Source organism: Jannaschia halovivens, assembly GCF_046452375.1.
GTDB classification, from domain to species: domain Bacteria; phylum Pseudomonadota; class Alphaproteobacteria; order Rhodobacterales; family Rhodobacteraceae; genus Jannaschia; species Jannaschia halovivens.
Map to the genome: position 1 here is coordinate 545611 of NZ_JBKFDJ010000002.1, position 17408 is coordinate 563018.

The 17408-nt window shown below is 66.8% G+C and carries 15 protein-coding genes; 1 reads left to right on the top strand and 14 read right to left on the bottom strand.

Features of this window, described 5'->3' with window-relative positions:
* The first annotated feature begins 159 nt into the window (after window positions 1-159).
* Window positions 160-2919: a formate dehydrogenase subunit alpha gene (gene fdhF / locus ACK8OR_RS16205; protein WP_410190426.1), complete on the top strand. Its 2760-nt coding sequence runs from the start codon at window positions 160-162 to the stop codon at window positions 2917-2919.
* A 3-nt stretch (window positions 2920-2922) separates the two neighbouring features.
* Here fdhF and ACK8OR_RS16210 read toward each other — a convergent pair whose 3' ends face one another.
* The 14 genes from ACK8OR_RS16210 to nuoG form a co-directional block, all read right to left on the bottom strand.
* The gene (locus ACK8OR_RS16210; RefSeq protein WP_410190427.1) at window positions 2923-3426 is read right to left on the bottom strand and encodes a hypothetical protein; all 504 of its coding nucleotides are present in this window, start codon (window positions 3424-3426) and stop codon (window positions 2923-2925) included.
* Between the two features lie 91 nt (window positions 3427-3517).
* Complete coding sequence (locus ACK8OR_RS16215; RefSeq protein WP_410190428.1) at window positions 3518-5191, bottom strand: ribonuclease J; 1674 nt, start codon at window positions 5189-5191, stop codon at window positions 3518-3520.
* A complete protein-coding gene (locus ACK8OR_RS16220) occupies window positions 5192-5962 on the bottom strand; it encodes a type III pantothenate kinase (protein WP_298429523.1) in 771 nt (256 codons plus the stop codon).
* The gene (locus tag ACK8OR_RS16225; RefSeq protein WP_410190429.1) at window positions 5953-6708 is read right to left on the bottom strand and encodes a biotin--[acetyl-CoA-carboxylase] ligase; all 756 of its coding nucleotides are present in this window, start codon (window positions 6706-6708) and stop codon (window positions 5953-5955) included. The genes ACK8OR_RS16220 and ACK8OR_RS16225 overlap by 10 nt, the downstream gene beginning before the upstream one ends.
* Window positions 6709-8142, bottom strand: a complete 1434-nt coding sequence (gene nuoN, locus ACK8OR_RS16230; RefSeq protein ID WP_410190430.1) for an NADH-quinone oxidoreductase subunit NuoN — start codon at window positions 8140-8142, stop codon at window positions 6709-6711. It abuts the gene before it with no gap.
* A 12-nt stretch (window positions 8143-8154) separates the two neighbouring features.
* Complete coding sequence (locus ACK8OR_RS16235; RefSeq protein WP_410190704.1) at window positions 8155-9702, bottom strand: NADH-quinone oxidoreductase subunit M; 1548 nt, start codon at window positions 9700-9702, stop codon at window positions 8155-8157.
* 4 nt (window positions 9703-9706) lie between these two features.
* Window positions 9707-11788, bottom strand: coding sequence for an NADH-quinone oxidoreductase subunit L (gene nuoL / locus ACK8OR_RS16240; protein ID WP_410190431.1), 2082 nt, complete (start codon window positions 11786-11788; stop codon window positions 9707-9709).
* Window positions 11789-11914: 126 nt separating this feature from the next.
* Complete coding sequence (gene nuoK, locus ACK8OR_RS16245) at window positions 11915-12220, bottom strand: NADH-quinone oxidoreductase subunit NuoK (protein WP_092780793.1); 306 nt, start codon at window positions 12218-12220, stop codon at window positions 11915-11917.
* Between the two features lie 139 nt (window positions 12221-12359).
* Window positions 12360-12974 carry an NADH-quinone oxidoreductase subunit J gene (locus ACK8OR_RS16250; RefSeq protein ID WP_410190432.1) on the bottom strand — a complete coding sequence of 205 codons (615 nt, stop codon included), beginning with the start codon at window positions 12972-12974 and terminating at the stop codon, window positions 12360-12362.
* A complete protein-coding gene (locus ACK8OR_RS16255) occupies window positions 12971-13366 on the bottom strand; it encodes a carboxymuconolactone decarboxylase family protein (protein WP_298429499.1) in 396 nt (131 codons plus the stop codon). The genes ACK8OR_RS16250 and ACK8OR_RS16255 overlap by 4 nt, the downstream gene beginning before the upstream one ends.
* On the bottom strand, window positions 13363-13857 hold the full coding sequence (nuoI, locus tag ACK8OR_RS16260; RefSeq protein ID WP_410190433.1) for an NADH-quinone oxidoreductase subunit NuoI: 495 nt from the start codon (window positions 13855-13857) through the stop codon (window positions 13363-13365). The genes ACK8OR_RS16255 and nuoI overlap by 4 nt, the downstream gene beginning before the upstream one ends.
* A gap of 31 nt (window positions 13858-13888) precedes the next feature.
* Entirely contained in the window at window positions 13889-14938 is a 1050-nt protein-coding gene (nuoH, locus tag ACK8OR_RS16265) for an NADH-quinone oxidoreductase subunit NuoH (protein ID WP_410190434.1), read from the bottom strand.
* Window positions 14939-14949: 11 nt separating this feature from the next.
* Window positions 14950-15333, bottom strand: a complete 384-nt coding sequence (locus ACK8OR_RS16270; protein WP_410190435.1) for a hypothetical protein — start codon at window positions 15331-15333, stop codon at window positions 14950-14952.
* Complete coding sequence (gene nuoG, locus ACK8OR_RS16275; protein WP_410190436.1) at window positions 15333-17351, bottom strand: NADH-quinone oxidoreductase subunit NuoG; 2019 nt, start codon at window positions 17349-17351, stop codon at window positions 15333-15335. Before nuoG ends, ACK8OR_RS16270 begins: the two co-directional genes overlap by 1 nt.
* Window positions 17352-17408: the final 57 nt, after the last annotated feature.

Below are 17408 nucleotides of genomic sequence, written 5' to 3' on the forward strand. Positions count from 1 at the left end.
TAGGGCCAGAGGATAGCGCGCGTTAACCTTAACGGATCGTGATCGTGAGGGTCCGATCGGAAACGGCGCGGGTCGCTTCCCCCGTATCCCCTGTCGCGGGTGGTCTTTCGGGCCGAGGGGCGACCGCCTAGGCTGGCCGCGACTGACCGGGGTGCGACCATGTCCGAGACGATCGAATTCATCCTCGACGGCGAGACCGTCCATGCCGCCCCCGGCGAGACCATCTGGGAGGTGGCGCATGGGCACGGCCTGAAGATCCCGCATCTGTGTCACGCGCCCGAACCCGGCTATCGGCCCGACGGCAATTGCCGGGCCTGCATGGTCGAGATCGAGGGCGAGCGCGTTCTCGCCGCCTCCTGCATCCGCGAGCCCGCCGCCGGCATGGTCGTCACGACCGACAGCGCGCGCGCCACGGCGGCCCGCAAGATGGTTGTCGAGATGCTCGTCGCCGACCAGCCCGAGCGCGACGCGGCGCACGACCGGTCCTCGCGTCTCTGGGACCAGGCCGACGCGCAGGGCGTGACCGAGAGCCGCCTGCCGACGCTGGAGGCCGGGCGCATCCCGCTGCTCGACGACAGCCACGTCGCGATGCGCGTCAACCTCGACGCCTGCATCCAGTGCGGCCTCTGCGTCCGCGCCTGCCGCGAGGTGCAGGTCAACGACGTGATCGGCATGGCGGGCCGGGGGCACGATGCCTACCCGGTCTTCGATTTCGACGACCCGATGGGCGAAAGCACCTGCGTGGCCTGTGGCGAATGCGTGCAGGCCTGTCCGACCGGCGCATTGATGCCCGCGACGATGGTGGACGCGGCGCAGGTGGGCGACAGCGCCGATTTCGACGCCGAGACCAGGTCCATCTGCCCGTTCTGCGGCGTCGGGTGCCAGGTCTCGCTGAAGACCAAGGGCGACCGGATCGTCAAGGTCGACGGTATCAACGGTCCCGCGAACGAGGGGCGGCTCTGCGTGAAGGGGCGGTTCGGCTTCGACTACATCCACCATCCGCATCGCCTGACCGTGCCGTTGATCCGGAGGGATGACGCGCCCGCAAAGGGACTCAACGTCGATCCGGGCGACTGGCGTGCGGTCTTCCGCAAGGCGACGTGGGACGAAGCGCTGGACCGCGCCGCCGGGGGTCTGAAGGGACGCGGGCGCGAAGTCGCGGGCTTCGGTTCGGCCAAGTGCTCGAACGAGGAGGCGTATCTCTTCCAGAAGTTCATCCGACAGGGCTTCGGGCACAACAACGTCGATCACTGCACACGGCTCTGCCACGCGTCGTCCGTCGCGGCACTTCTGGAAAATGTCGGCTCGGGCGCGGTCACGGCGACCTTCAACGAGATCGAGAATGCCGACGTCGCCATCGTCATCGGCGCCAACCCGGTCGAGAACCATCCCGTCGCGGCCACTTACTTCAAGCAGTTCGCCAAGCGTGGCGGCAAGCTGATCGTGATGGATCCGCGGGGGCAGGCGCTCAAGCGGCATTCGTCCCACATGCTGCAATTCCGGCCGGGTGCCGACGTGGCGCTGCTGAACTCGATCATGCATGTCATCTCGGACGAGGGATTGGTCGACCGCCAGTATATCGAGGCGATGACCGAAGGCTGGGACGCGGAACGCGCGCATCTCGAAGGGTTCGCGCCCGAGAAGATGGCCGACTTGACGGGCATCGACGCCGAAACGGTGCGCGACGTGGCGCGGACCTTCGCCGGGGCGCGCTCGGCCATGATCTTCTGGGGCATGGGCGTGACCCAGCACATCCACGGCACCGACAATTCGCGATGCCTAATCTCGCTGGCGCTGATGACCGGACAGGTCGGGCGACCGGGCGCGGGGCTGCACCCGCTCAGGGGCCAGAACAACGTGCAGGGCGCGAGCGACGCGGGCCTGATCCCGATGTTCCTGCCGGATTACGCGAGCGTCCTGTCTGACGAGGTGCGCGCGAAATACGCGGGGCTCTGGGGCGACGAACCCCTGGCCGAAAAGGGCCTGACCGTCACCGAGATCCTGGGCGCCGTCCATGCGGGCGACATCCGGGCGATGTATATCCTGGGCGAAAACCCGGCGATGTCGGACCCGGATGTCGACCACGCCCGTGCGGCGCTCGCGGCGCTGGACTGCCTCGTGGTGCAGGACATCTTCCTGACAGAGACCGCGAATTATGCGGACGTCATCCTGCCCGCCTCGGCCTTCGCCGAGAAGTCGGGGACGGTCACCAACACGAACCGCCAGGTCCAGATGGGCCGCCCTGCCGTGGCCCCGCCGGGCGACGCGCGCGAGGATTGGTGGATCACGACCGAACTGGCGCGACGCTGCGGGCTCGACTGGCGCTACACCCATCCGCGCGAGGTCTTCGCCGAGATGACGCAAGTCATGCCGAGCCTCGACAACATCACCTGGGACCGGCTGGAGGCCGAGGGCGCGGTAACCTATCCGTCGCTGACGCCCGAGGATCCCGGCCAATCGATCGTCTTCGCCGACGCATTCCCCCGCGAGGGCGGGCGGGCGAAGTTCACGCCTGCCTCGGTCATCCCGCCCGACGAGACACCGGATGCGGAGTATCCGATGATCCTGACGACGGGACGGCAGCTCGAGCACTGGCACACCGGGTCGATGACGCGCCGGGCGAGCGTTCTGGACGCGGTCGAGCCAGAGGCGAATTGCTCGCTCCACCCCTCGACGCTGCGCCAACTGGGTGTGGGTCCGGGCGGGCTGGTGCGGCTGACGACGCGGCGCGGCTCGGTGACGCTGATGGCGCGGGCGGACCGGGCGGTGGCGCCCGACATGGTCTTCCTGCCCTTCGCCTTCGTTGAGGCGGCGGCGAACCTGCTGACCAACCCGGCGCTCGACCCCTACGGCAAGATCCCCGAGTTCAAGTTCAGCGCGGTGAAGGTCGAGGCGGCGGAGGCGGTCGCGGCCGAATAGCCCTCAGAACGAGATGGCGAACTGGAAGTTGACGACGCCGTGCACATCCTCGCCGTAGGGCAGGACGTTCAGGCGGTATTCCGTGCGCCCGACGCGGTAGGCGCCGGTCAGGATGCCGATCGGCACGAAGCCCCCGACATTGGGGATCGTGTCGCCGCGGGCCTCGTAAATGTCGACGAGGTCGCCGTAAAAGGCGGTGCCGACGCTGATCCCGAAGCGCAACTCGCCCGGACCGATCTCGCCCACGCCGGTCGAGAGACCAGTGACGAGGATCGGGGACACCTCCTCGTAGGAATTGTAGAAGACGCCGCCCTCGACATGCCATTCGGCCGGCCCCTGCCCTATATCGCGGCGGATGCCGTAGGTCAGGCCGGGGTTGAAGTCGTTGTAGGCATCGCTGCCGATATGCTGCGAGCCGACGAACACGCCGATATAGCGCTCGTCCGCTTGGGCGGGCAGCGCGACGGCGATCAGGGTCGTCATGGCAATCAGGGCAGCGCGGATCATGGGGCGGGTCTCCGAAGCGGCGATGTCCCTGATATGGCGCGGGTTCCGCGCCACCGGCAAGGTGGCGCGGACCGATTGCGGGCGAGCGATGCTACTCCGCCGCAAGCCGCGTGATCAGCACCGTCACCTCGGGGCGCTTGCCGACCTCGTCCTGCGCGACCTTGCGGACGCCCTTGACGATCAGGTCCTCGAGCTTCTCGTCATCGCCCGCCGTCCGCGTGTCGACCCGCGCGAGCTGTCCGGCGAGGTGCTGCTCCATCAGGTCGGCCAGCGCCGCGCCGTTGTCCGCGACATCCGGCAGGCCGCGCAGGTCGACCCAGGTGTCCTCGAGGATCTCGTCGTCATCATCGACCATCACGGCGACCACGGCATGACCGTTCAGCGCCATGCGGATACGGTCGCGGACCACGCCGTCGAACTGGCCCACAAGGGCCGAGCCATCGAGATAGGTGCGCCCGGTCTCGACGTGATCGACCACCTCGGGCTTGTTGCCCGCGAGATCGAGCATCGTGCCGTTGGGTGCGACGACGCCCAGCCGCCCGAGGCTGTCGGCCAGCTTGGCATGTTCGCGCAGGTGCCGGTGCTCGCCATGCATCGGGATGACCATCTGCGGATCGGTGATCGTGTGGACGAGTTCGAGGTCCGGCCGGTTGGCATGGCCCGAGACGTGGTAGAGCCCGTCATCGTCGGTCACCACGTCCACGCCCAGCTCGGAGAGGTTGTTCATGATGCGACCGACCTCCTTCTCGTTGCCGGGGATGGTCTTCGACGAGAAGAGGAACGTGTCGCCCTCGGCCAGTTCCATCCCGAAATACTTGCCCCGGCTGAGTTGGGCCGACGCCGCGCGGCGCTCGCCCTGGCTGCCGGTGACGATCAGCATCAGGTTCTCGCGCGGGATACCGGCGGCATCCTCGGGCGAGATGGTCTTGGGAAAGTCGGGCAGCAGGCCTTCCTCGCGCGCGGCCTCGGTCATGCGGCGCATCGCGCGCCCCATGAGGCAGATCGAACGCCCCGCCGCCTCGCCCGCGTCGGCCAGCGACTTCAGGCGGGCCACGTTGGACGCGAAGGTCGTGGCGACGAACATGCCCTTGGCGGCGGCCACGAGCGGCACGAGGTTCGGCTTCACCTCGGATTCCGAGCGGCCGGGATGCTTGGAGAAGACATTGGTGGAATCGCAGACCAGCGCGCGCACGCCAGGCTTCGCCGCCTCGGCCCAGAGGTCGTCATCGAACGGCTCGCCGATGACGGGGGCCCGGTCGATCTTGAAGTCGCCGGTGTGGATGATGCGGCCCGCGGGCGTGTCGATCACCAGTGCCGCGCTTTCCGGGATGGAATGCGAGACGGGCAGGAAGCCGACGCTGAAGGGACCGGCCTCGATCATCGCGGGATAGGGGTCGGCGGTAGTGACGGCCTTCGGGTCCTGGCCCTTCTCCTGCAGCTTCCGCCGCGCGAGGTTGGCGGTGAACTTGCGCGCATGGACCGGCTTGCGCAGTTGGTTGTGCAGGTGGCCCACGCCGCCGACATGGTCCTCGTGCCCGTGGGTGATGAAGATCGCCTCCAGGCGGTCGAGCTTGTCGGCCAGCCAGCCGATATCCGGCAGGATCACGTCCACGCCGGGGGTGGTGTCCATGTCGGGGAAGGCGATGCCCAGATCGACGAGGATCAGGCGCTCCTTTCCCTCGGGGCCGTAGCCGTAGACATAGGCGTTCATGCCGATTTCACCGGCGCCCCCCAGCGGGAGGTAGATCAGGCGTTCGCGAGCCATTCAGTCGTCCTTGTTATATGCGTGGATCACGGTCAGGCCGTGCATCGTCAGGTCTTCGTCATATGCGTCGAACAGGGTGTCGCCCTGTTGGAACAGGGGCGCGAGGCCCCCGGTTGCGACGACCTTCATCGGCCGGTCGCGTTCCGCCCGGATACGGGCGCAGATTTCACGGATGAGGCCGACATAGCCCCAGAAGATGCCGCTCTGCATGCAGGCGACGGTATTGGTGCCCACGACGGTCGCGGGCTGGGTGATGTCGACATGCGGCAGCGCGGCGGCGGCCATGTGCAGCGCCTCGAGCGAGAGGTTCACGCCGGGCGCGATGACGCCGCCGACATAGGCGCCGTCATGGTCGACCACGTCGAAGGTGGTCGCGGTGCCGAAATCGACCACGATCAGGTCGCCGCCATGGCGGTCCCACCCGCCAACCGAGTTCACGAGGCGGTCCGGACCGACCGCCGTGCCCGCATCGACCCGCACGTCGATCGGAAGACGGGTGTCGGGCTTGCCCACGACCCACGGGCGCGTGCCGAAATAGCGGTCGCAGAGGACGCGCAGGTTGAACACGACCCGCGGCACGGTCGAGGACACGATGCAGTCGGTGATCGTGACGTCCACGTCGCGGAGCGTCATCGAGGTCCGGAGCCAGGTGTAGTATTCGTCCGCCGTGCTGGCGTGGTTGGTCGCGCGGCGCCAACTCTCGACGAAGCGCGTCCCGTCCCAGATGGCGAAGACGGTATTGGTGTTGCCGCAGTCGATGGTCAGGAGCATGGGGGCTCTCCGAAGAAGACGTCGCCCGCGGTGATCCGGACCGGGCCATCCGGCGTCCCTAGGACGAGATGCCCCTCGGCGTCCACATCCTCGAACGTGCCGGACGTCGCGTCGGTCATGGTGCGGGCCGTGATGGTCTCGCCCAGCCGCGCCGCATGGGCGAGCCAGGCGCTGCGGATGGGGGCGAAGCCGAGGGTGGTGAATTGTGTCTCGCGCGCCGCGACGGCGGGGGCGAGAGCGTCGAGAAAGGCCTCGGGTTCGATCCGGAGGCCAGAGGCGTCGCGAAGGGAGATGGGGGCGAGCGCGCCCGGTTCAAGGGCGGACGGGTCCGGGCCGGCCACGAGGTTCACGCCGATCCCGAGAACGAGAAGGCCGGGGCGCGGGCTTTCCAGCAGGATCCCTGCCAGCTTGCGGCCGTCGAGAAGTACGTCGTTCGGCCATTTGAGCGAGAGGCCCGCGACCCCCATCCCCGCCAGCGTGTCATGGAGAGCGAGCGAAGCCACGAAGCTGCGCAGCGCGAGGGCCGCAGGGTCGCCATCGGGGCGCCAGGAAAGGGACGCGGCGAAGTTGCCTTCGGGCATCGACCACGCGCGCCCGCGACGCCCCCGCGCGCCGGTCTGTCGCCGGGCCATGATCCAGGTGGGTCCGACGGGCGCACGGCGCGCCGCCTCTTCGGAGGTGCTGTCGATCTCGTCGAGGATCACGCGGTCCACGCCCGCGGGCCAGCCCGCCGGCGCGGCCTGCATCTAGAGGACCAGCGTCGCCGCAGCGGCGGCCGCGATGCCTTCGAGCCCGAACATGTTGACGATCCCCAGCACCATGATCGCCGCCGACACCACGAGTGCGACCATCTGGGCGGTCGGCATGTGGCGGTCGAGCGGAGCGTCGGTCTCGCCGAAATACATGAAGTAGACGATCCGCAGGTAGTAGAACGCGCCGATCACCGAGGCGATCACGCCCAGCACCGCGAGCCAGACGAGGCCCGCGTCCACCGCCGCCTGCAGCACGTAGTACTTGGCGAAGAAGCCCACCATCGGGGGGATGCCGGCGAGGCTGAACATCAGGACGAGCAGGGCCAGCGCCGCCGTGGGCCGGGCCTTCGCGAGCTGGTTGAGCGAGGCGATGTCCGTCACCTCGAGCCCGTCTCGCGACATCGAGAGGATGAAGGCGAAGGTGCCGATATTCATCACCACGTAGATCGCCATGTAGAGCAGCATCGCCTGGACGCCGCCGGCCGTACCCGCGGCGAGGCCCATGAGGGCGTAGCCGATATGGGCGATCGACGAGTAGGCCATCAGGCGCTTGATGTCGCGCTGGCCGATCGCGGCGATGGCCCCCAGGAACATCGACAGCACCGACAGGAGCGCCACGATCTGCTGCCAGTCGCCGACGACGCCGCCGAAGGCGTCATGGGTGACACGGGCGAACATGCACATCGCGGCGACCTTGGGGGCCGTCGCGAAGAAGGCGGTGACCGGCGTGGGCGAGCCCTCGTAGACGTCGGGCGTCCACATGTGGAACGGCGCCGCCGAGACCTTGAAGGCCAGACCGCAGATCATGAAGACGAGGCCGAAGAGCAGGCCCAGCGCGATCTCTCCATCGGCCGCGGCGGCGATGACGCCCGCGAACTCCGTGGTGCCCGTATAGCCGTAGGTCAGCGAGATGCCGTAGAGCAGAAGCCCCGAGGAGAGCGCGCCGAGGACGAAGTACTTCAGCCCCGCCTCGGTCGACTTCACGCTGTCGCGGCGCATCGAGGCGACGACATAGAGCGACAGGGATTGCAGCTCGAGCCCCATGTAGAGCGTCAGGAGGTTGCCGGAGGACACCATCACCATCATGCCGATGCAGGCGAGCGTGATGAGGATCGGGTATTCGAATTTCATCAGCCCCGTGCGGGCCATGTAATCCTGCCCCATCACGAGGACGACCGCCGCCGACAGCAGGATCGTCACCTGCGCGAAGCGGCTGAACCCGTCCTTGACGATCATGCCGGTGAACCCGGTTCCGACCTCGGACGAGACGGCGATCCAGAAGGCGACGACGACGAGCACGGCGGCCGTCAGCCAGACCAGCGGGCGGGCGAGGTCATCCTTGCCGGTATAGACCGCGCCCAGCAGGGCCAGCATCGCGTAGACCGCGAGCACGATCTCGGGCAGCAGCAGGGTCAGGTCGGCGCTCATGGGGCGGCCCTCTCAGTGATCGGCCCCGGCGACCGCGTTGTGCAACGCGAGATCGGCGGTGGCGACGTCGTAATTGGCGACCAGCTCGGCCACGGTGGGGCCGATGATATCGGTCACGAGGCTGGGATAGACGCCCAGCAGGATGGTGAAGAAGACCAGCGGCGCGAAGATCGCCCGTTCGCGGCCCGTAAGATCCGAGATGGTCCGGAGGCTCTCCTTGATGAGATCCCCGAACACGACCCGGCGGTAGAGCCAGAGCGCGTAGCCTGCCGACAGGATGACGCCGGTGCAGGCGACGACGGCGACCCAGGTGTTGACCTGGAACACGCCCATCAGGGTCAGGAACTCGCCTACGAAGCCGCTCGTGCCCGGCAGGCCGACATTGGCCATGGTGAACAGCATGAAGATCAGCGCATAGGCCGGCATCCGGTTCACGAGCCCGCCATAGGCGTCGATGTCGCGGGTGTGCATCCGGTCGTAGATCACGCCGACGCAGAGGAAGAGCGCGCCCGAGATGAAGCCGTGGCTGATCATCTGGAAGATCGCACCGTCGATGCCCTGCTGGTTCGCGGCGAAGATGCCCATGGTCACGAAGCCCATATGGGCCACCGAGGAATAGGCGATCAGCTTCTTCATGTCGTCCTGCACCATCGCCACGAGCGAGGTGTAGACGATGGCGATCGCGCTGAGCCACAGGACGAGCGGCCCCATCACCTCGCTGCCCACGGGGAACATCGGGATCGAGAACCGCAGGAAGCCGTAGCCGCCCATCTTCAGAAGGATCGCCGCAAGGACGACCGAGCCCGCGGTGGGCGCCTGGACGTGCGCGTCGGGCAGCCAGGTATGGACAGGCCACATCGGCATCTTGACTGCGAAGCTGGCGAAAAAGGCGAGCCAGAGCAGCGTCTGGGCCCCGCCCACGACGTTCAGCCCAAGCACCGACAGCGGCGCATAGGAGAACTCGTGCACCAGCAGCGTCGGGATGTCGGTGGTGCCCGCATCGAGATACATCGCGATCATCGCGACCAGCATCAGGACCGAGCCCAGAAGCGTATAGAGGAAGAATTTGAACGACGCGTAGATGCGGTTCGCCCCGCCCCAGATGCCGATGATGAGGAACATCGGGATCAGGCCCGCCTCGAAGAAAAGGTAGAACAGGATCAGGTCGAGCGCGCAGAACACGCCGAGCATCAGCGTCTCGAGCACAAGGAGCGCGATCATGTATTCCTTCACCCGATGCGTCACGCCCCAGCAGGACAGGATCACCAGCGGCATCAGGAAGGTCGTCAGCATCACGAACAGAACCGAGATGCCGTCGACGCCCATCTTGTAGGTCAGGCCGGCGATCCAGGTATGTTCCTCGACGAACTGGAAGCCGGTGTCCTCGGGGTCGAAGCCCGTCAGCACGAAGATCGAGACGATGAAGGTCAGCGACGTGGCGCCGAGGGCGAGCCATTTGGCGTTGCTCTGGGCGCTGGTGTCGTCGCCGCGCAGGAACGGCGCCATGATCAATGCCGCGATCAGCGGGATGAACGTGACGATCGAAAGGAGGTTGTCCAGCATCTCAGTTCCCCGCCGCGATGGTCATCCAGGTGATCAGGGCGACAAGCCCGATGACCATGGCGAAGGCGTAGGTGAAGACGTAGCCGGATTGCGCGCGGTTCAGCCAGCGCGTCGCCGTCGGCACGATCCCCATGGCGAGGCCGTTGATCGATCCGTCGATGGTCGAACCGTCACCCTTCTTCCAGAAGAAGCGGCCGATCGCCTTGGCGGGACGCACGAAGACCGCGTCGTAGATCTCGTCGAAATACCACTTGTTGAGCAGGAACCGGTAGAGCGGCCCGAGATTGTCGGCCCACTGGCCCGGCAGGCCCGGACGGCGGATGTAGAAGAGCCATGCGGCCCCGAGGCCCAGCAGCATCGCCACGAAGGGCGAGACCTTGACCCATGCCGGCACGAGATGCGCTTCATGGATGACGTGGTTCTCGGGTCCGATGAAGATCGCCCCCTCGCCCGGCACCTGCGGCAGGCGCTCATGCGCCTCGTCGCCCTCGGTGGCGGCGATGGCCGCACCCGGGATCGCATGGGTGGCATGGGCGGCGGGGACGGTGTCGGTGATCCCGAAGAAGTGGTCGACCTTCTCCTGGCTGCCGAAGAACGGCCCGTAGAAGACCATCCCGGCCAGCACCGAGCCCACGGCCAGCACGCCCAGCGGCGCGGTCATGGTCGTCGGGCTTTCATGGGCATGCTCGTGCGTGTGCTTGTCGCCGCGCGGGGTGCCGAAGAAGGTCATGAACATCAGGCGCCAGGAATAGAAGCTCGTCATGGCGGCCGCCGCGACCAGCACCCAGAACGCCCCCGTCGAGCCGACATAGGCGACCTCGATGATCGCGTCCTTGGACACGAAGCCCGCGAAGCCGATCGGGAAGCCGACATAGAGAAGCGGGATGCCGACGCCCGTGATGGCGAGCGTGCCGATCAGCATCGCCCAAAACGTCAGCGGGATCTTGGTGCGCAAGCCGCCGTAGTTCCGCATGTCCTGCTCGTGGTGCATGGCGTGGATGACGGACCCGGCGCCGAGAAACAGCATCGCCTTGAAAAAGGCATGGGTCAGCAGGTGGAACATCGCGACCGAATAAGCACCCAGGCCCGCGGCCACGAACATGTAACCCAGCTGCGACATGGTCGAATAGGCGATGACGCGCTTGATGTCGTTCTGGACGAGGCCGATCGTCGCCGCGACGAAGGCCGAGGCGGCCCCGATGACCACGACGAAGCCCATGGCGGTCGGGGCGAACTCCATCAACGGCGACATGCGGCAGACGAGGAACACGCCCGCCGTCACCATGGTCGCCGCGTGGATCAGGGCCGAGACCGGCGTCGGGCCCTCCATCGCGTCGGGCAGCCAGACATGCAGGCCCAGCTGGGCCGACTTGCCCATGGCGCCGACGAACAGCAGGAAGGCGATCAGCTCGGCCGCGTTCCAGTCGGTCCACATGAAGCGGATCGTCGTCTCGGCGATCTCGGGGGTCAGCGCGAAGATCGTCCCCATGTCGATGCTGTCGGTGACGTAGAAGAGCGCGAAGATGCCCAGCAGGAAGCCGAAATCGCCGACGCGGTTGGCGATGAACGCCTTCATGGCCGCGGCACCCGCGCTGGGCTTGCGCCAATAGAACCCGATCAGGAGATAGGAGGCGACGCCCACACCCTCCCAGCCGAAGAAGAGCTGCAGCAGGTTGTCGGCCGTCACCAGCGCCAGCATCGCGAAGGTGAAAAAGGACAGGTAGGCGAAGAAACGCGGCCTGTAGGTCTCGCCCTCGCGCCATTGCGGGTCGTGATCCATGTAGCCGAAGCTGTAGAGATGGACGAGCGACGACACCGTCGTCACCACGATCAGCATCACGGCCGTCAGCCGGTCGAGCCGGATCGACCAATCCGTCAGCAGGCTGCCGCTTTCGATCCAGCGGAAGAGCTGGATGACATGCGTCTCGCCGTCATGGCCGAGGAACACGATCCAAGACAGCGCGGCCGACAGGAACAGCAGGCCGGTCGCGATGACGCAGGCCGCCGTCTCGCCGATGAAGCGCCAGCCGAAGCCGCAGATCAGGGCGCCGACCAGCGGGGCGAAGAGGATGATCGTTTCCATCGGGTCAGCGCGCCTTCTTGTCGTCGCGTCGTGCGGCCAGGTCGGGCCAGGCGAAATAGAGGACACCCGCGGTGCCGCCGAACCCGGCGATCATGATGGCGGCCCAGAATGCGATGCTCATGGCCCTCAGCCCTTCATGACGTTGACGTCTTCGACGTCGATGGTGCCGCGGTTGCGGAAGAAGCAGACGAGGATCGCGAGGCCGATGGCCGCCTCGGCCGCCGCGACCGTCAGGACGAACAGCGTGAAGACCTGCCCCGTGAGATCGCCGAGGAAGCCCGAGAAGGCGACGAAGTTGATGTTCACGGCCAGCAGCATCAGCTCGATCGACATCAGGATGATGATGACGTTCTTGCGGTTCAGGAAGATCCCGAAAATGCCGATGACGAATAGCGCCGCGGCCACCGTCAGGTAATGCTCAAGTCCGATCATGGTCGTCCCTCTCCGGGGCGCTTGGCGGCCCCGTTCGTCGTCTCGGTCCCGTTCAGAAGAACGAGTAGCCGCCCAGCAGGATGACCAGCAGGACGATGATGATGATAATGGTCGTACGGGACATGAGATGCCCTCCGGTTTACAGGCCTTGGCCCGGTTTCACGTCATGGACCTCCATCGCGGTCGCGGGGTCGCGCCACATCTGATGGAGCACGTTCTGGCGCTTGACGTCGCGGCGGTGCCGCAGCGTGAGCGCGATCGCCCCGATCATCGCCACCAGCAGGATCAGCCCCGAGAGCTGGAACGCGAGGAAGTAGTCGTCGTAGAGGATCAGCCCGAGTGCCGCGGTGTTCAGCTCGGCCATCGGCGCGATGGTGGCCAGACCGTCGGCCACGACCACGCCCTCGGCCACGTCCCAGACGCCGTAGGCGATCACCAGCTGCATCAGGAGGACGACGCCTATCAGCCCGGCCAGCGGCACGTAACGCGCCATCTCGGCCTTGAGTTCGGCGAAATCGACATCGAGCATCATCACGACGAAGAGGAACAGCACCGCGACCGCGCCGACATAGACGATGATCAGCAGCATCGCGACGAACTCCGCCCCGATCAGGACGAACAGGCCTGCCGTCGACAGGAAGGTCAGGATCAGCCAGAGCACCGAATGCACGGGGTTGCGCGCGACCACCGTCATCAGACCGCCGGTCACCGTCAGGATCGCGAAGAGGTAGAAGGACAGGTCGAGGATCGTCATGCGTCGTCCTCCAGCGCTTCGGTCGCAAGCTCCATGGCCTTGTTCATCGCGGGCAGCCCGCCGAAGAGGCCCATCAGCCCGATCGTCTCGGCGATCTCCTGCTTGGTGGCGCCCTGTGCGGCGGCCTGGCGGACGGTCATCCGCACCTGCGCCTCGGCCTGCGCGCCCAGCACGGTCAGCCCGGCCAGCGTCAGCAGCATCTTGGTCTTCGCGTCCAGCCCCTCGGGGTTGAAGCCCTTGCCCGCGAACTGCTCCATCACCTCGGCGGGCATGGTCGGCCAGAGCTTCTCGAAGCCCTTGGGCGTGAACGTCTCGAGCGCCGGATTCATCGACTTGGCCATGTCCTGCATGTGGGACATCCAGTCGGCGAAGGGGTTTTTCGGATCGGTCATCGGTAGGGTGCATCCAGCTCGAGGTTCTTGGCGATCAGCGCCTCCCAGCGCTCGCCATTCTCGAGAAGCTTGTCCTTGTCGTAGAACAGCTCCTCGCGGGTCTCGGTCGCGAATTCGAAGTTCGGGCCCTCGACGATGGCATCGACGGGGCAGGCTTCCTGACAGAAGCCGCAATAGATGCACTTCGTCATGTCGATGTCGTAGCGGGTCGTCCGGCGCGACCCGTCTGCGCGCGGCTCGGCGTCGATCGTGATGGCCTGCGCGGGGCAGATCGCCTCGCAGAGCTTGCAGGCGATGCACCGCTCCTCGCCATTCGGGTATCGGCGGAGGGCGTGCTCGCCGCGAAAGCGGGGCGAGAGCGGGCCCTTCTCATGCGGGTAGTTCAGCGTGGCCTTCGGCGCGAAGAAATACTTCAGTCCCAGCTTCATGCCCTGCCACATGTCGGCCAACAGGAAATACTTGGCGCTGCGGGTCCAGTCGATCTGCGTCATCGGATCACCTCCGGAATGCTACGGCCGCCCATCAGTTCACCACCGCCACGACGTCGGGCCAGCGAGCCCAGAACCCGTCGAGGACCTGGAACTTCGCGAGGAAGGCCACCAGCACGACCCAGCCGAGCGAGAACGGCAGGAAGACCTTCCAGCCCAGCCGCATGAGTTGGTCGTAGCGGTAGCGGGGCACGATGGCCTTCACCATCGCGAAAAGGAAGAAGAAGAACGCCATCTTGGCGACCATCCAGAGCGGGCTGTCCGGGATGAACGGGATGGGCGAGAGCCAGCCGCCGAAGAACAGAAGCGAGATCAGCGCGCACATCAGGAAGATCGCGATATACTCGCCCGCCATGAACAGAAGGAACGGCGTCGAGGAATATTCGACCTGGTAGCCCGCGACGAGTTCGGACTCTGCTTCCGGCAGGTCGAAAGGCGGGCGGTTCGTCTCGGCCAGCGCGGAGATGAAGAACAGGAATACCATGGGCAGGTGCGGCAGCCAGTACCAGCCGAAGAAGCCCCAGCCGTTGTCCTGCGCGCGCACGATGTCGCCGAAGTTGAGCGAGCCGGTCGAGAGGATCACGCCGATGATGATGAGGCCGATCGAGACCTCATAGGAGATCATCTGCGCCGCCGACCGAAGCGACCCGAGGAACGGGTATTTCGAGTTGGACGCCCAGCCGCCCATGATCACGCCGTAGACCTCCAGCGAGGAGACGGCGAAGACGAAGAGGATGGCCACGTTGATGTCCGACAGGACCCACGTGTCCGAGAACGGGATCACCGCCCAGGCCAGCATGGCGAGGACGAAAGAGATCAGCGGGGCCAGCATGAAGACCGTGCGATCCGCGCCTGCGGGAATCACGATCTCCTTGACGACGTATTTGAGGGCGTCCGCCACGGTCTGCAGAAGGCCGAACACCCCCACGACATTGGGGCCGCGCCGCATCTGCACAGCAGCCCAGATCTTGCGGTCGCCATAGACTAGGAACAGCAGCGAAATCATCACGAAGGCGACGACGGCCAGACACTGGGCGAGGATCGTCAGCCCGATGCCTGCCGGAGATGCCAGAAATTCCGCCATTCAAGTCGTCCTCATACGGTCGGGATGCCCAGCGACACGCAATTCTCCACGGTCACTTCGGCATCAATCGTTCTCAGTCCCCGAGGGACCGCAGGCGAGACGGTGTAAACCGCATCCGCCCGCCAAATGCCACCCTCTTCGGCTACGTTCGTGCGCACCTGACGCGCGAACCCGAAGCCCCGGATCAGGGCATACTGCGCCGCGGCGCATTCGGCATAGTCAATCACGTCCTGTCCGTCGCGGGCGCCCGTCATAGCGACCCTGAAACGCACCAGATCGCCCTCCAGAAGCCCCGTCTCGACCCCTTGGTAGTCGGGTCGGAAGACGTCGACCACCGGCGCCTCTTCGGACTGGCAGGCGGCGAGGAGCAGGATCGCGGCCAGCCCCGCGCGCATCACTCGGCGGCGATGGGCGCGTCCCGGCGCCCATCGGCCAGCGCGGAGAGTTCGGCCATCAGCTCGGACGCCCGGGCCACCGGGTTGGTCAGGTAGAAGTCGCGGAGGGCGGGCACGAAATCGCCACCGCCCAACTTCGGCGCGGCGCCCAGCGGCGCGGCGCTGTTGACCGGGACCGCGTCGATCTCGGCCAGCTGCGGGGCGGCTTCGACCAGCGCGCGACGCAGCTGCGTAAGGCTGTCATAGGGAAGTTGCGCGCCCAGCTCGGCCGAGAGCGCGCGCAGGATCGCCCAGTTCTCCTTGGCCTCGCCCGGTGCGAAGCCGGCGCGCAGCGCAAGCTGCGGACGCCCTTCGGTGTTCACGAACAGGCCCTGCTCCTCGGTCCAGGCCGCGCCCGGCAGGATGATGTCGGCCCGGTGCGCGCCGCGGTCGCCATGGCTGCCCTGGTAGATCACGAACGGCCCCGCGGGCACGTCGATCTCGTCGACCCCGAGGTTGTAGACCACCTCGGCCTTGAGCGCCGCGTCGATGCCGCCCTCGCAGGTGGCACCCGCATCCATCGCGCCCACGCGCCCGGCGGCGCTGTGCAGGATCAGGAGGCCCGAGCCCGCGCTCTCGGCCAGGGCCTGCGCCGTCGCCAGCACGTCCGCGCCGTCCGGCCCGCTGAGCGCGCCCATGCCGACGATGATGACGCCCGCCTTGTCCCTCGCGCCGGAATGGTCCTGTCCCGCTAGCTTCGACAGCGCGTCGCGCCCGGTGCCCAGCTCGACCACATCGTAGGACAGGTTCGCAGGCGCACCGATCCGTGCCACGGTCGCGCCGCGCAGCCACGCCTTGCGGATGCGCGCGTTCAGGACCGGCGACTCGACCGACGGGTCGGTCCCGATCATCAGGATCATCTCGGCGGTGTCGATATCCTCGACCGCTGCCGTCCCGGCATATCCGGCCCGGTCGCCCGCGGGCAGCTTCGCCCCGTCGGTCCGGCATTCCGTGATGCCGCCGAGCTTGTCCATCAGCGAGCGGAGCGCGAAGGCCGCCTCGGTCGGGACCAGGTCGCCGACGATCCCGGCGACCGATGTGTCGCGCATCGCGACGGCGGCGGCGTCCAGCGCCTCGGGCCACGTCGCAGGCGTCAGCTTGCCGTCACGACGGATATAAGGCCGGTCCAGCCGCTGGCGCCGCAGGCCGTCCCACACGAAGCGGGTCTTGTCGCTGATCCATTCCTCGTTGGTGCCGTCGTGGTTGCGCGGCAGGATCCGCATCACTTCGCGACCCTTGGTGTCGACGCGGATCGACGCACCCAGCGCGTCCATCACGTCGATCGTCTCGGTCTTCGACAGCTCCCATGGCCGGGCCGTGAAGGCGTAGGGCTTCGAGACCAGCGCACCCACGGGGCAGAGGTCGATGATGTTGCCCTGGAGGTTCGATTTCAGCGTCTCGCCCAGGTAGCTCGTGATCTCGCTGTCCTCGCCGCGCCCGACCTGGCCCATCTGGGTGACGCCCGCGACCTCGGTCGTGAAGCGCACGCAGCGGGTACAGGAGATGCAACGCGTCATATGCGTCTCGACCAGCGGCCCGAGGTCGAGATCGACGGCGGCGCGCTTGGGCTCGCGGTAGCGCGAGAAATCGACCCCGTAGGCCATCGCCTGGTCCTGCAGGTCGCATTCGCCGCCCTGGTCGCAGATCGGGCAGTCGAGCGGGTGGTTGATGAGGAGAAACTCCATCACCCCCTCGCGGGCCTTCTTGACCATCGGGCTGTTGGTCTTGACGACCGGCGCCTGTCCCTCGGGGCCGGGGCGCAGGTCCTTGACCTGCATCGCGCAGGACGCGGCGGGCTTGGGCGGGCCGCCGACCACCTCGACGAGGCACATCCGGCAGTTTCCGGCGATCGTCAGCCGTTCGTGGTAGCAGAAGCGGGGGATTTCGATCCCGGCCTGTTCGCAGGCCTGGATCAGGGTCATCTCTCCGGGCACCTCGATCTCGGTGCCATCGATCACGATCGTCTTGAGGTCGCCCATGTCAAACGCTCCGGTCTTCCGTTCGCGGCGGTTCTAAACCTGCCGCGCGCCGGTGAC